Origin of the sequence: Demequina muriae, assembly GCF_030418295.1 — a bacterium.
GTDB lineage: Bacteria > Actinomycetota > Actinomycetes > Actinomycetales > Demequinaceae > Demequina > Demequina muriae.
On sequence record NZ_JAUHQA010000001.1, the window covers coordinates 1,029,048 to 1,041,910 of the forward strand.

The following is a 12,863-nucleotide window of genomic DNA, read 5'->3' on the forward strand; positions in this document are numbered from 1 at the left end:
GGTGGTCGCACGCCCGTCGCCATGCCACGATGGGCACATGCACGACGGCACCCAGGCTGACAGCCTCGACCAGACCGCGCCTGGGCCCGTGCCCGCCGGCGATCCGACGGCTCCCACTCCCCCCACCAGCGGGGCGATCGCCACGGCAGATCGCGCACCGAGCGACCCGTTCGACGAGGACGTGGACGCCGCCGACCAGTCCGCGAGCCTGCCCGCCGATCGCTACCTCGACCGCGAGCTCTCCTGGCTGGCCTTCAACGAGCGCGTGCTCGAGCTGGCCGAGGACGAGTCGACCCCGCTGCTCGAGCGCGCGCGGTTCCTCGCGATCTTCGCGTCCAACCTCGACGAGTTCTTCATGGTGCGCGTCGCGGGCCTCAAGCGCCGCATCGCCGCCGGCTTCGCGGTGCCGAGTGCGACCGGCATGAGCCCCACCCGCCTGGTCGACGCGCTGACCGAGCGTGCCCACCAGCTGATGGACCGCCACGCGGACGTGTTCGAGGACCAGGTGCTGCCGGGGCTGCAGGAGCAGGGCATCCACCTCGTGCACATCGGCAACCTGGAGGAGACCGAGCGCGAGCGACTGCGCAAGCTGTTCCGCTCCGACATCTTCCCGGTCCTGACACCCCTGGCAGTCGACCCCGCACACCCCTTCCCGTACATCTCGGGACTCTCGCTCAACCTTGCGGTCGAGCTGCGCGACCCCGACAGCCTCAAGCAGTTCTTCGCCCGGGTGAAGGTCCCCGAGACGCTGCCCCGATTCCTCAGCGTGGACTCGACGGGCAAGGCCGCCCAGGTGACGGACGCATCGGCCCTGTCCGATGAGCCGCGCAGCTTCGTGCCGCTCGAGGACGTGATCGCGGAGCACCTCGACTACCTGTTCCCCGGCATGGAGGTCGTGAGCAGCTCCACGTTCCGCGTCACGCGCAACGAGGACGTCGAGGTCGAGGAGGACGACGCCGAGAACCTCCTCAAGGCGATGGAGCGCGAGCTCCTGCGGCGACGGTTCGGCCCTGCGGTGCGCCTCGAGGTGGCGCAGGACCTGCCCGATCACATCCACGACCTGCTGGTGCGCGAGCTCGGCATCACGGAGCACGACGTGTTCCATCTGCCCGCGCCGCTGGACCTCACCGGCCTCAACGTGATCGCGGACCTGGACCGCCCCAAGCTCCAGTTCCCCGCATTCCGGCCCACCACTCACCACCAGCTCGCGCCCGTCGAGACCGCGGATGAGCAGAACGTCTTCGACGCGATCCGGCGCGGTGACATCCTGCTGCACCACCCCTACGACTCGTTCTCGACGTCGGTCCAGGCGTTCCTGTCGCAGGCCGCCCTCGACCCCAAGGTGCTGGCGATCAAGCAGACGCTATACCGCACCTCGGGCGACAGCCCCATCGTCGACGCCCTCATCGAGGCCGCCCGCAACGGCAAGCAGGTGCTCGCCCTCGTGGAGATCAAGGCGCGCTTCGACGAGCAGCAGAACATCGGCTGGGCCCGCAAGCTCGAGAAGGCGGGCGTGCATGTGGTGTACGGCCTGGTGGGCCTCAAGACTCACTGCAAGCTGTCACTCGTGGTGCGTCAGGAGGACGAGGGGCTGGTGCGCTACTGCCACATCGGCACCGGCAACTATCACCCCAAGACCGCACGTCTGTATGAGGACTACGGCCTGCTCACCAACGACACCGAGGTGGGCGCCGACCTCACCAAGCTGTTCAATCAGCTCTCCGGCTACGCGCCCAAGGCGAAGTTCAAGCGCCTCATCGTGGCGCCCACCGGCGTGCGCATCGGCCTGATCGACCGCATCGAGCGCGAGGCGGAGAACGCCCGTGCCGGCAAGGACGCCTGGGTGCGCTTCAAGCTCAACTCCATCGTCGACGAGAAGACCATCGACGCGCTCTACCGCGCCTCGCAGGCCGGCGTGAAGGTCGACCTCGTGGTGCGAGGCATCTGCGCGCTCAAGCCGGGCGTGCCGGGACTCAGCGAGAATATCCGCGTGCGCTCCGTGCTGGGCCGGTTCCTCGAGCACTCGCGCGTGTTCGCGTTCGCGAACGGCGGGGATCCCGAGATCTTCCTGGGATCCGCCGACCTCATGCACCGCAACCTGGACCGCCGCATCGAGGCGCTGATCTCCATCGTCGCGCCGCACCAGAAGGACTTCCTGCTCGAGAACATCGACATGGCGATGTCCTCCGACTACTCCGCATGGGAGCTCAGCGAGGACGGGGTGTTCACCCGCACCACCAGGGACGCGGATGGCCGCCGCCTCAAGGACGTGCAGGCCACCTACATCAAGCGCCAGCCCAAGCGGAGGGCCAAGCGCAAGTGAAGCGTTATCCCCCGGGAACCGTCATCGCGGCAGGGGCCCTGATCTGGCGCGTCCGTGACGGCGAGCTCCAGGTGCTGGCCGTGCATCGGCCACGGTACGACGACTGGTCTTGGCCCAAGGGCAAGCTGAACGTCGGCGAGACCCTCCCGGGGTGTGCGATCCGCGAGGTGGCGGAGGAGACCGGCAAGCAGGTGATCCTGGGCCAGCCGCTGCCGACGCTGCGCTACCCCTCCGGGGGCAAGACCAAGGTCGTCAAGTACTGGGCCGCACATCTGGCCTCGGATGGCGCGGCGTCGGTGAGGGCGCGCCCACCCGTCAAGGACGCGTCCAAGAACGAGATCGACAAGAAGCGCTGGCTGTCCGTCGAGGAGGCCCGTCGGGTCATCACCTTCAAGGACGACCTCCGCCCCCTCGAGGTGCTGGTCGAGGCGTACCGCAACGACCGGCTGTACACCCGTGCATTCGTGCTCGCGCGGCACGCCCGCGCGAAGAGGCGCAAGGGGTGGGACGGCGAGGACATCGACCGGCCCATCACCAAGGTGGGCACGGAGCGCGCACAGCAGCTGGTGCCGCTGTTCGCGGCATTCGGCGTCAAGTGCATCGACTCGTCGCCTGCGCGCCGGTGCGTCGCGACGGTGGAGCCATATGCCGAGGCATCTGGGCTCAAGGTCAACAGCTACAAGGCGCTGACCGAGCCCGGCCATGCCGCCAAGCCGCTCGCCACCGCATCGGTGTTCGTGAACCTGCTCGGCAAGACCTCGAGTCGAGTGGTGTGCGTGCATCGCCCCACGCTGCCCACGATCGTCGAGATGGTGCGCGCGGCCACCAGGTCCTACACGCGCGGCGCGCTGCCCCGCAAGAACCCGTACCTGCCGGCGGGCGGCGTGCTCGTCGCCCATGTGCTCGACACGGACTCCGGGCCTCGCGTCACCGCCATCGAGACGCACCTGCTGCAGGTCCACCCGTAGGCCACCGGCCCGGGTCTCGCTGACCGACGGACAGGCTGACTTGTGCCGTGCCGAACAGTGTCCCGTTCAACGCGGGCGTGACGATACAGGTGAGCCTGTCCGTCGGTTCGCGTCACTCGGCAGCGCACCAGCGCGCGGTGCGCACGTGGCGGGGGGAGTAAGCGACATCGGACTGGGAGCGCCAGTCGGCGCAATGGCCGCTCGTGGCGGCTTGTGTTGGAGCCCGGGGCTACCGCAGTCCGATGTCACGCACCACTCTACGCTTCTCGCGCCGGACCTCAACCCCCGCCGATGCGCGAGCCGGGTCAGCCGGGTCAGTCCAGACGATCCTCGCGCCACATCGCGGCGCAGCGTTCGAGGTCCTCGCCGGTGCGCAGCAGCTGGGCGGCGCGCAGCGCGGTCTCGTGGGCGCGGCGGTCGTGGTGCCCGTCATCGGACTCCGCCTCGTAAGCGGCTCCGGTGGCCACCACTCGACAGAAGGCTCCCGCACGCTCCAGGGCGACGGCGAGGTCGCCCGAGAACACGCCCGAGAGCACCGAGTCGGCGAGCGCCTGGACTTCGGTGGGACCCGGGGGATCCTCCACGCCGGCGATCGCGTGCCGCACATGGGCGGCGTGCACGCCGTGGTGATAGGTGCGGGCGACGGCCCGTGGCTCATGCTTGACCCACTCGCGCAGCATGTAGATGCGCCACAGCGCGCCAGGCAGGCTGTGCGCCCCGGCCTTCGACCACATCATGGCGACGGTGTCGATGCCCTCTTCGTCCACCAGTCGCACCAGCCGGTCGGTGAGTGCGGGGTCCTGCGCGGCGCGGGCCTGCGACACGAGCGCGAGCGCGGTCTCGTGAGCGATCAGCCCGCGGTCGGCGGGATCGATGTCCCCCTCGATCTGCTCGGCCTCCTCCATGTCGAGCATGGCGGGCCGGCGAAAGCGCGGCTCAACCATCAGGGGTTGCGCGACTCACCCGTGTAGTGGTTGGCCTGAGGGTCGAGGAAGCCGCGCCCGGCGTCGTACGGGAGCCGCTCATCGTCGCCCGACCCGTCCCCCGCCGTCTCGGCGCCAGCGCCGTCGGTCTCGCGCGCATCGGCCGTCTCTCCACTGCCTGCCTGCCCGCCGTCCTCGAAGGTGAGTGAGACGGAGTTGATGCAGAAGCGGTCGCCCGTGGGGGTCTGCGGCGCGTCCTTGAAGACGTGACCCAGGTGCGAGTCGCACGTCGCGCAGCGGACCTCGGTGCGGATCATGCCCAGCGACACGTCCTCGCTCAACGTCACCGCGTCGTTCTCGGCGGTGAAGAAGGACGGCCAGCCGCAGTGGGAGTCGAACTTGGTGTCGGAGCGGAAGAGCTCGGCGCTGCACGCACGACAGCGGTAGACGCCGTCGCGGGCGTTGTCGAGCAGGTCGCCGGTCCACGGGCGCTCGGTGCCGGCTTCACGCAGCACGTGGAACTCGTCGGGGTTGAGCTCTGCGCGCCATTCGGCTTCGGACTTCTCGATGCGGCGTGTCATGACGTGTCCCTTCGACGTGGCTCTCGATGACTGTCAGCGTACGCGCGGGGCCATGGGGTCAGAGCACACGGTGCCGGGGCACACGCGACGCCCGGCCGCTGAGGGGGGATGACCGGGCGCCGCATGCTGTGACCGAAAGGTCCCTATGCGGCGTCTCGCCGTGACAGGTCACAGACGAAGACGCCGACGGCACCCGATTTGTTCCCGGGGCCACCGTGGTCGTGCCAGCAGCACCTCCACTGGCACCACAGACGCGTGCCACACTGACGCGGTGACCGATGCCTCATCGCCCGCACCCGGCCCCCGGGCGCGCACGTTCCTGCGCATCGGCGCCCAGCAATGGCGGGACATCTGGACCGGGATCGTCGCGATCGCGCCGCTGATGCCGGGTGCCGTCGTGTTCGGCATGGCATTCGGAGCGCTCATCCAGGTGGTGGGTCTGCCCGGGTGGATGGCGCCCTACGCGAGCTCGACGGTGACGGCAGGCGCCAGTCAGATCGCGATCGTCGAGGCGCTGCGTCAGGGCGCACCGGCCATCATCGCGATCGTCACGGCGCTGGTCATCAACGCTCGGCTCGCGCTGTACTCGGCGGCGCTCGCGCCAGTGTTCTCCGCCTTCCCCCTGCGCTGGCGTCTGGGGTTGGCCTACCTGATGACGGACCAGTCCGCGGCGGTGTCGGTGCTGACCGCCGGTGACTGGCCCGATGCGGTGCGGCGCCGGTGGTTCATCTTCGGCGTGTCCGGCCCGTTCGTGGTGGTGTGGATCCTGGGCACGGCAGCCGGCGTGGTGCTGGGGCCTGTGATCCCCGAGTCGTGGCAGATCGGCTTCATCGTGCCGCTGATGTTCATCGCGGTGCTGGTGCCGGCGCTCAAGACCTGGCCCGCGGTCGCGGCGACGGGCATCTCGATCACCGTCGTGCTGGCGCTCAAGGATGTGCCGTACGGACTGAACGTGCTGATCGGCGCGCTGGCGGGCATCGGCCTGGGCGCGCTGGTGCCCGAGCGCCGCCGCGACCCCGCCCCGGACGAGCCCGAGACCCCACCGGAGGCGGCATCATGATGACCGCCTTCATCGTCTTCACCCTCGCGGCGATCGGCACGTACGTGATCCGCATCTCCGGCATCGTGCTGCTGGGCGGCGACCGCGAGCTGCCACCACGCGTGCGCAAGGCCCTGTCGCTCGTCGCCCCGGCGGCGATGGCCGCCATCGTCGCCAACGCGCTGTTCCTCGACCAGACCGAGTGGCGTGGATTCGGTGCGTGGCACCTCGCGGCGGTGGTCGCGGTGGGGGTGGCGCTGTGGAAGCGATCCATGGGATGGACGCTCCTGGCGGGGGCTGGCGCCTTCGCGGCCCTGCTGCTCGCCGGGCTCTGAGCCGTCCGTCCGAGCACGTCGTCTCCCAGTGGGACATGAGTGCACGATGATGCGGGATTCGTGCATTCATGTCCCGCCAGCGCGCAGGCTCGCGGAGAATGGAGCCATGACTCGCCACCTCGTCTCGTGGACCGGGGTCGACGACCCTTCGCGCGTCGATCTTGCCTCCATCGACTTGGGCAGCACGTCGATGCGCGCGATCGGCGGCTCCCGGGCGCTCGACTTCTCCTCCAGTTGGGAGCTGGAGGTCGCGGACGGGTGGATCACCCGTGCGCTGCGCGTCACGACGCGCGGCTTCGGCTGGGGCCGGATGCTCGAGCTCACGAGGTCGCGTTCAGGCACGTGGGCGGCCGAGGCCACCTCCTGGGGAGACGACGACATGGCCCCGCCAGGCCTCGAGGACCCCGCACGGCTCGACGGGGCAGTCGACTGCGACCTCGGACTGTGCCCCGTGACGAACACGATGCCGATCCGTCGGCTCGGACTGCTCGATGGCGATCTCGCCTGCACGAACCTCGTGATGGCGTGGGTGGAGATGCCCTCGCTTCGCGTGCTGCGAAGCGACCAGGCATACGCCTCAGGCGCCTCGGCAGGGCTCGTCAACTACGCGAGCGCCGACGGGAGCTTCCGTGCCGAGCTCACGGTCGACGCCGACGGCCTGGTGATCGACTACCCCGACCTCGCCCGTCGCGAGCGCGCCAGCAGTCACTGAGTGCGGGAATCGCGCGCCATCTCGGCACTCGGAGACTGCCAAGGCGCACCGCCCGCGTGACGGCATGATGTCAACCTGTTGACACCAAGCATGTCAACTGGTTGACTCGTTGCCATGTCCGACAAGATCACGTTCAGCATCCACGAGCTAGTCTCCGCGCTCGACACCGCGGCCGATGCGATGCTCACCGAGCGCTACGGCGTCACGGCCAATCAGTTCGTCTTCCTCGCGACCTGCGCCGACGTCGAGCCCACGGACATCACGGGCCTCGCGGAGTGCCTGCGCATCTCGAAGGCCGCCGTCAGCAAGAGGGTGCCCGGGCTGGTGCGCGACGGCTGGATCACCACCCGCGACGACCCCGCGCACGGACGCCGAGTGATCCTCGAGCTCACCGACCGCGCGCGCGACCTCGTGGAACGCGCAGGGCGCGACCTCGATGCGCAGTTCACCGCACTGTTCACCGACCCGCGGGCCCAAGGAATCGACGCCGCACTGTTGAACGACCACCTCAATGTCCTGACCGCACTGCTCCGAGAGAAGGCCGCATCATGACCCGCCCGCCCCGCATCCTCGTCGTCATCGGCACTCCCCTCGCCGACACCCTCAACCACTCTCTTGCCGCGTCCTACGTGGACGCCGCACGCATCGCGGGCGCCGACGTCCGCGTGATCGACCTCGCATCCGACCCCATCCCGGACCACCCCCGCACGCGCGACGAGCTCCGAGCACCCCGCACTGAGGAGGACGTTCCGCTCGACCCCGCAGTCGCCGACTACGTCGAGGCCGTCGAGGACGCCGACCACCTGGTGTTCTTCTTCCCCCAGTGGTGGGGCACCTATCCCGCGGCGTTCAAGGCGTGGGTCGATCGCGTGCTGCTCTCGGGCGCCGTCTTCCGCTACCACCGCACCGGCCAGGGCTGGGACAAGCTGCTCAAGGGCCGTACCGCGCGCATCGTCATGACGATGGACTCGCCGTCCTGGTGGAGTCGCTTCGTGTACCGCGACGCCGGCGTCCGCGCCCTGCGCACCGCGACGCTCTGGTACTGCGGGATCAAGACCGTCGGCGTGACTCGCGTCCCGCTGGTGCGTCACCGCGGCGAGCGGCCCCTCACTCGCGCCATCGCCGCGATGGCGCGCCTTGGGACGGCCGATGCGCGGGTCACGTCGCGCGCCTCCGTCCCCGCGGTCGCGGAGCGCGCCAGCAGTCGCTGAGTGCTGATATCGGGCTCCGTCTCGACACTCAGTGACTGCCAGAACGCACCGTCAGTGCAGGGACGAGTCCGGCTCGGAGCGCCGATGCGCCACGAACCGCACCACCAGACCCGGCCGGGTGGGGGCGCAGCAGAACAACCCAGCCCGCGCATCGGCCGTGGGAGACAGAGGTGCGACGCGCACCAGCCGCCAGGGCTCGTCGGCGACGCGAGCGCGAATGGTGACAGCGTCGCCGTCACGCGAGGCGCGCACCGTGACCTCGCGGCCCATCCAATCGGTGACAGGCGCGACCGACCAGTCCGAGAAGCCGTGAGTGACGACGGCCCCCACCTGCGCGGCCCCGTCCGAGAACTCGATGCCCGCCTTGATCCACGTCGTCTCGTCGACTCGGATCATGAGCCCTGCCTGGTCGAACTGCTGGTCGAAGTCCAACTGGAACGTCACCTCGACGGCCTCGCTCGTGCCGAGGGGGGCGAGCAGCGCGTGCGCGTTGTCGTGAACAAAGCCGTAGGACGTGACGCGCCACGCGTCAGACTCCTCACGCGCTTCCACCAGCAGCTCGCCGTCAGGGCCCCACTCCGCCCGGACGGGCTCCGTGGTCCACTCGCCGTCACGCATCAGTTCCTGAAGATCCATGTCGTCAGGCTACGACGGGCGCGGACGGCCGTGCCGCAATAGTGTCGATCTCGCGCGACTCCATTCGTGGAGACATGGAGGGCGCGACGCACGCGTCACGGAAGGGATCATCATGACCGAGTACCTGTTCAGCGTTCACCACGACTACTCGAAGCCGCTGTTCGACGACGACGCGGACGTCGAGGCCATGTTCCGCGACACGGCGGCGTTCAACGACGAGGCCCAAGCGGCCGGAATCTACGTGTTCGCCGGCGGGCTCGAGGCGCCCGACACCGCCACCACCGTGCATGTGCGCGAGGGACAGACGGTCACGACCGATGGGCCCTACGCGGAGGCGAGGGAGCGCATCGGCGGCTTCTGGATTCTGGAGCTGCCGGACCTCGATGCGGCGCTCGCGTGGGCGGCCAAAGCATCGGCCGCGTGCCAAGGTCCGGTCGAGGTCCGCCCGTTCCAGGGCGTGTGACCGCGACACCGCGATGACCACGACGCAGGACGAGCTCGCGGCCGTGTTCCGCCGCGAGTCCGGCCGCGCTGTCGCGACCCTGGTGCGCATGCTGGGCGACATCGACGCCGCGGAAGAGGCTGTGCAGGACGCCTTTGTGCGCGCCCTCGAGCACTGGCCGCGCGACGGCATCCCGCCCTCCCCCGCCGCGTGGATCGTCGCGACGGCCAAGAATCGCGCGATCGACGTGGTGCGCCGCGAGTCCACGCGCGAGGAGCGCTACCGCCGCCGCGCGGTGCTGACGGGCGACGATGGCACCCAGGCCGATCCCGCATCGGCCGTCGCGGAGCGCCTCGACGAGTCCGTGGCAGACGACCAGCTGCGGCTGATCTTCACGTGCTGCCACCCCGCACTGGGCATGGAGGCCCGCGTCGCCCTCACGTTGAGGCTGATCGCGGGCCTCGAGACCAGGGACATCGCGCGCGCGTTCCTCGTGCCGGAGGCCACGATGGCGCAGCGCCTCACGCGCGCGAAGCGCAAGATCGCCACCGCCCGCATTCCCTACCGGGTGCCGCCGAGCGAGGAGCTGCCGGCGCGCCTGGAGGCCGTGCTCGCGGTGCTGTACCTGGTGTTCAACGAGGGGTACTCGGGCACCACCGATGCGACGCGGCCCGACCTCGCCAGGGAGGCCACGCGGCTGACGCGTGAACTGCATCGCCTTCTGCCGGAGGAGCCCGAGGCCTCCGGCCTGCTCGCGCTCATGCTGCTCACGGAGTCGCGGAGGCCGGCCCGGTTCGATGGCGACGGGCACGTCGTGCTGCTCGAGAGCCAAGACCGTTCGCGGTGGGACGCGGGCCTGATCGAGGAGGGCCAGGCAGTGGTCCTGGACTGCCTTCGGCGTGGTCGCCCCGGCCCGTATCAGGTGCAGGCGGCGATCGCGGCGGTGCACTCGGACGCCACACGTTTCGAGGACACCGACTGGCGTCAGATCCTCACGCTCTACGACCAGCTGTTCGCGCTCCACCCCACGGCAGTCGTGGAGCTCAACCGCGCGGTGGCGCTCGCCGAGGTGCGCGGTCCCGGTGCCGCGCTCGCGGTCGTCGACGGGCTGCCACTCGAGCGCTACCACCTGTGGCACGCCACGAGGGCGAACCTGCTGAACCGGCTGGGACGGACGGCCGATGCGCGGGCCGCCTACGCGACGGCCGCCGAGTTCACAGAGAACCCCGCCGAGCGGGCCTTCCTCCTGGAGCGCGCCGAGCGCGGCTAGGGTCGGAGGGTGTCAGCTCGACGACCGCCAGAGGCCCACCCTGCCGTGAACCAGGCGACGGTCCGCGCCCTCGTGGCGTCCCAGCATCCTGACCTCGCGCACCTCCCCGTCGGGACTCGGAACGAGGGATTCGACATGGCGATGTTCCGGCTGGGCGAATCGCTCGCGGTGCGTCTGCCGCGCACGGCCGACGGTGCCGCGGCGCTCGAGGAGGAAGCCGTCCTCGTGCCGCGGCTGAGCGGAGGGTGGACGTTCCCCTATCCGCGCATCGTCCGGCGGGGCGAGCCCGACCACGGGTATCCCTGGCGCTGGAACGTGGTCGAGTGGCTCGACGACGCCCTTGCCGCCCACGTGCCGTTGAACGAGGACGCTGGGGTGAGCGTGGCGGAGGCGCTGAGCCAGGTTCACCGACCGGCACCGCCCGATGCACGCTTCAACGTCGAGGAGAGCGTGGACCTGGCCGAGCGCGACACGGACATGCGGGCGAGCATTGCTGGCCTCACGGGCCTTCGCGGGCCGTCGGGCAGATCTCTCGACACGTCGCAGGCGCGTCAGATCTGGGCCTCCGCGATGGAGGCGCCCCCACCGCACGAGAGCGTCTGGAGCCATGCCGACCTTCACGGGTTCAACGTGCTGTCGGAGGCCGGGCGATTCGCCGGGATCATCGACTGGGGCGATATCGCCGGGTGTGACCCGGCCGTCGACCTCGGCTTCCTCTTCACGCTGATGCCTGGCGAGGGGGTCGCGCGCGCATGGAAGCGCTACGCGTCGCTGACGGGGCGCGGGAACGATGCGCTGTGGGCGCGGGCGCGTGGCATCGGCCTGTGGAAGAGCGCGGGGCTGGCGCTCGTGGACGAGCCCACGGTGAGCGCGATGGGGTGGCGCGGCCTCGACGCTCTAGGCGTGGCGCACTAGACCCGTACCCGGTCGTCGAGAACTGTGGAGCGGGCCTTCCTCCTAGGGGAGGCCAGGCCTCAGCCCTTGCCTTCCCACCCCGAGTGGTTCATGCCCTGGCTGCGCTGCTGATTCTGGATCTGCGAGGCGGGCGGCTGCTTGGCGTCAGGGTTCTGGTTGCCGCCCTTCGCGATGCGGCCCTCGGCGCTGACGGGATCCTTCGACGGCGACTGCAGGTCCGGACCGCCGGCCTGGGGCGGGCGGTGGCTCGCGGCATTGTCCACCGCGATGGGCTTGTCCTGATCCGTCTTGCTCGCGTCGTCGCGCGGCTTGTCCTGGTCGTGGTTGGCGTGATCGGTCATGATCGTCGCTCCCTTCCTGGGGTTGCCTTCTCAGGGGACAACGCATGGGGGCGCGCGATCCATCCATCGGGGTGCGGCCACCGCTGCCGTGCCCCTCAACGGTGCTAGCGTCGCGACCATGAGCAAGGCCGATGCGACGGGCGCCCCCACGGTCGCGCGGGACGTCGAGAGCACGACCCCGCTCGACACCGGACCCCCGGCCGCCCACCCCGCCATCTCCGTCGAGACGGTCCGCGCCCTGCTGGCCTCGCAGATGCCGCACCTTGCCCCACACCCGGTGGGCGAGCGGTTCGACGGCTGGGACATGGCGATGTACCGCCTGGGAGATGCGCTCGCGGTCCGGCTCCCCCGTGTGGAGACGGCCGTCGAGTCGCTCGCTCGCGAGACGCGGTGGACCGCGGCGCTGTCGCCCGCGTGGTCGTTCGCCTATCCCCACGTGATCCAGACGGGCGCACCCGGCGAGGGGTATCCGTGGCCGTGGGCCGTGGTCACCTGGGTGCCCGGCACCACGGCCGATGCTGCCCCATTGGACGCCGCAGCGGGCGCCCCGGTCGGGCGTGCAATCGCGGAGATCCACGGGACGGCCGATGCGGCGGCGGGCTCGCCGCGCGGCGTCGCCCGGCCTCCGGTCGAGAGGGCCTGGTTCAACCCCGAGCAGTCTGTCTCCCTCGCCGAGCGCACCGCCGAGGTGGTGTGGGCGCTTGGCCGGGTCGAGGTGGGTGACGGCGGCCCCGACGGGGCGCGCCTCGATCCCGCCGCCGCGCGGGCGATCTGGTCACGCGCGCTGGAGGCGCCGGCGCCGACCGAGCAGGTGTGGTCGCACGCGGACCTGCACGGGTCCAATCTGCTGAGCGACCGGGGCGACTTCGCGGGGATCATCGACTGGGGCAAGATCGCGCGCGGCGACCGGGCCGTGGACCTGGCGTTCCTCTACACGGCGATGCCGCGCGCCGGGGTCGAGTCGGCGGTGGCGGCCTATCGCGAGGCGACGGGCGTAGACGACGCCGGACTTGATGCCCGCCTGTTGGGGATCGCGCTGCACAAGTGCCTGGTGTGGGCCACGCTCGACAGGCCGCTCAACGTCGCGATGGCGTGGCGAGGGATGAGTGAACTCGGAGTGCTGCGCTAGCCCTCGGCGGCGGGCTCCTTGCAGTTGCACCGCCACTC

General features: G+C 70.3%; 14 protein-coding genes and 1 pseudogene. 11 read left to right on the forward strand and 4 right to left on the reverse strand.

Annotation, left to right across the window (positions count from 1 at the left end):
* Positions 1 to 37 precede the first annotated feature (37 nt).
* Positions 38 to 2,323, forward strand: coding sequence for an RNA degradosome polyphosphate kinase (locus QQX02_RS04750; protein WP_301141588.1), 2,286 nt, complete (start codon positions 38 to 40; stop codon positions 2,321 to 2,323).
* A complete protein-coding gene (locus QQX02_RS04755) occupies positions 2,320 to 3,291 on the forward strand; it encodes an NUDIX hydrolase (protein WP_301141589.1) in 972 nt (323 codons plus the stop codon). Before QQX02_RS04750 ends, QQX02_RS04755 begins: the two co-directional genes overlap by 4 nt.
* Before the next feature lie 314 nt (positions 3,292 to 3,605).
* Here the strand turns inward: QQX02_RS04755 and QQX02_RS04760 are convergent, their stop codons facing one another.
* Both QQX02_RS04760 and msrB read right to left on the reverse strand, forming a co-directional pair.
* On the reverse strand, positions 3,606 to 4,205 hold the full coding sequence (locus QQX02_RS04760) for a hypothetical protein (protein WP_301141591.1): 600 nt from the start codon (positions 4,203 to 4,205) through the stop codon (positions 3,606 to 3,608).
* Between the two features lie 203 nt (positions 4,206 to 4,408).
* Positions 4,409 to 4,795 (reverse strand): annotated as a pseudogene (gene msrB / locus QQX02_RS04765) (peptide-methionine (R)-S-oxide reductase MsrB); the annotation flags it as partial.
* A 271-nt stretch (positions 4,796 to 5,066) separates the two neighbouring features.
* Between msrB and QQX02_RS04770 the strand changes: the two are divergent.
* From QQX02_RS04770 to QQX02_RS04790, 5 genes are all read left to right on the forward strand, one after another.
* Positions 5,067 to 5,855, forward strand: coding sequence for an AzlC family ABC transporter permease (locus tag QQX02_RS04770; RefSeq protein WP_301141592.1), 789 nt, complete (start codon positions 5,067 to 5,069; stop codon positions 5,853 to 5,855).
* The gene (locus tag QQX02_RS04775) at positions 5,852 to 6,169 is read left to right on the forward strand and encodes an AzlD domain-containing protein (protein ID WP_301141593.1); all 318 of its coding nucleotides are present in this window, start codon (positions 5,852 to 5,854) and stop codon (positions 6,167 to 6,169) included. The genes QQX02_RS04770 and QQX02_RS04775 overlap by 4 nt, the downstream gene beginning before the upstream one ends.
* 106 nt (positions 6,170 to 6,275) lie before the next feature.
* Entirely contained in the window at positions 6,276 to 6,881 is a 606-nt protein-coding gene (locus QQX02_RS04780; protein WP_301141595.1) for a putative glycolipid-binding domain-containing protein, read from the forward strand.
* 114 nt (positions 6,882 to 6,995) lie between these two features.
* The gene (locus QQX02_RS04785; protein ID WP_301141596.1) at positions 6,996 to 7,433 is read left to right on the forward strand and encodes a MarR family winged helix-turn-helix transcriptional regulator; all 438 of its coding nucleotides are present in this window, start codon (positions 6,996 to 6,998) and stop codon (positions 7,431 to 7,433) included.
* Positions 7,430 to 8,092 (forward strand): NAD(P)H-dependent oxidoreductase, encoded by a 663-nt coding sequence (locus QQX02_RS04790; protein ID WP_301141597.1) that lies wholly within the window; start codon positions 7,430 to 7,432, stop codon positions 8,090 to 8,092. The genes QQX02_RS04785 and QQX02_RS04790 overlap by 4 nt, the downstream gene beginning before the upstream one ends.
* Positions 8,093 to 8,143: 51 nt before the next feature.
* Here the strand turns inward: QQX02_RS04790 and QQX02_RS04795 are convergent, their stop codons facing one another.
* Complete coding sequence (locus QQX02_RS04795; protein WP_301141598.1) at positions 8,144 to 8,728, reverse strand: DUF1349 domain-containing protein; 585 nt, start codon at positions 8,726 to 8,728, stop codon at positions 8,144 to 8,146.
* A 112-nt stretch (positions 8,729 to 8,840) separates the two neighbouring features.
* Between QQX02_RS04795 and QQX02_RS04800 the strand changes: the two genes are divergently transcribed.
* The 3 genes from QQX02_RS04800 to QQX02_RS04810 are packed head-to-tail and all read left to right on the forward strand — an operon-like array spanning position 8,841 to position 11,355.
* Positions 8,841 to 9,191, forward strand: coding sequence for a YciI family protein (locus QQX02_RS04800; RefSeq protein ID WP_301141600.1), 351 nt, complete (start codon positions 8,841 to 8,843; stop codon positions 9,189 to 9,191).
* A 13-nt stretch (positions 9,192 to 9,204) separates the two neighbouring features.
* A complete protein-coding gene (locus QQX02_RS04805) occupies positions 9,205 to 10,440 on the forward strand; it encodes an RNA polymerase sigma factor (RefSeq protein WP_301141601.1) in 1,236 nt (411 codons plus the stop codon).
* 9 nt (positions 10,441 to 10,449) lie between these two features.
* Positions 10,450 to 11,355: a phosphotransferase gene (locus tag QQX02_RS04810; RefSeq protein WP_301141602.1), complete on the forward strand. Its 906-nt coding sequence runs from the start codon at positions 10,450 to 10,452 to the stop codon at positions 11,353 to 11,355.
* A 59-nt stretch (positions 11,356 to 11,414) separates the two neighbouring features.
* Here the strand turns inward: QQX02_RS04810 and QQX02_RS04815 are convergent, their stop codons facing one another.
* A complete protein-coding gene (locus QQX02_RS04815; protein ID WP_301141603.1) occupies positions 11,415 to 11,696 on the reverse strand; it encodes a hypothetical protein in 282 nt (93 codons plus the stop codon).
* 118 nt (positions 11,697 to 11,814) lie between these two features.
* Here QQX02_RS04815 and QQX02_RS04820 point away from each other — a divergent pair, with 118 nt between their 5' ends.
* Positions 11,815 to 12,825 (forward strand): phosphotransferase, encoded by a 1,011-nt coding sequence (locus QQX02_RS04820; protein WP_301141604.1) that lies wholly within the window; start codon positions 11,815 to 11,817, stop codon positions 12,823 to 12,825.
* Positions 12,826 to 12,863: the final 38 nt, after the last annotated feature.

What these genes read in the sequence shown, in the direction of transcription:
- QQX02_RS04750 (WP_301141588.1), top strand. Translation starts at nt 38, where the DNA reads ATGCACGACGGCACCCAGGCTGACAGCCTCGACCAGACCGCGCCTGGG.
- QQX02_RS04760 (WP_301141591.1), bottom strand. Translation starts at nt 4,205, where the DNA reads ATGCTCGACATGGAGGAGGCCGAGCAGATCGAGGGGGACATCGATCCC.
- QQX02_RS04775 (WP_301141593.1), top strand. Translation starts at nt 5,852, where the DNA reads ATGATGACCGCCTTCATCGTCTTCACCCTCGCGGCGATCGGCACGTAC.
- QQX02_RS04780 (WP_301141595.1), top strand. Translation starts at nt 6,276, where the DNA reads ATGACTCGCCACCTCGTCTCGTGGACCGGGGTCGACGACCCTTCGCGC.
- QQX02_RS04785 (WP_301141596.1), top strand. Translation starts at nt 6,996, where the DNA reads ATGTCCGACAAGATCACGTTCAGCATCCACGAGCTAGTCTCCGCGCTC.
- QQX02_RS04790 (WP_301141597.1), top strand. Translation starts at nt 7,430, where the DNA reads ATGACCCGCCCGCCCCGCATCCTCGTCGTCATCGGCACTCCCCTCGCC.
- QQX02_RS04795 (WP_301141598.1), bottom strand. Translation starts at nt 8,728, where the DNA reads ATGGATCTTCAGGAACTGATGCGTGACGGCGAGTGGACCACGGAGCCC.
- QQX02_RS04800 (WP_301141600.1), top strand. Translation starts at nt 8,841, where the DNA reads ATGACCGAGTACCTGTTCAGCGTTCACCACGACTACTCGAAGCCGCTG.
- QQX02_RS04805 (WP_301141601.1), top strand. Translation starts at nt 9,205, where the DNA reads ATGACCACGACGCAGGACGAGCTCGCGGCCGTGTTCCGCCGCGAGTCC.
- QQX02_RS04815 (WP_301141603.1), bottom strand. Translation starts at nt 11,696, where the DNA reads ATGACCGATCACGCCAACCACGACCAGGACAAGCCGCGCGACGACGCG.
- QQX02_RS04820 (WP_301141604.1), top strand. Translation starts at nt 11,815, where the DNA reads ATGAGCAAGGCCGATGCGACGGGCGCCCCCACGGTCGCGCGGGACGTC.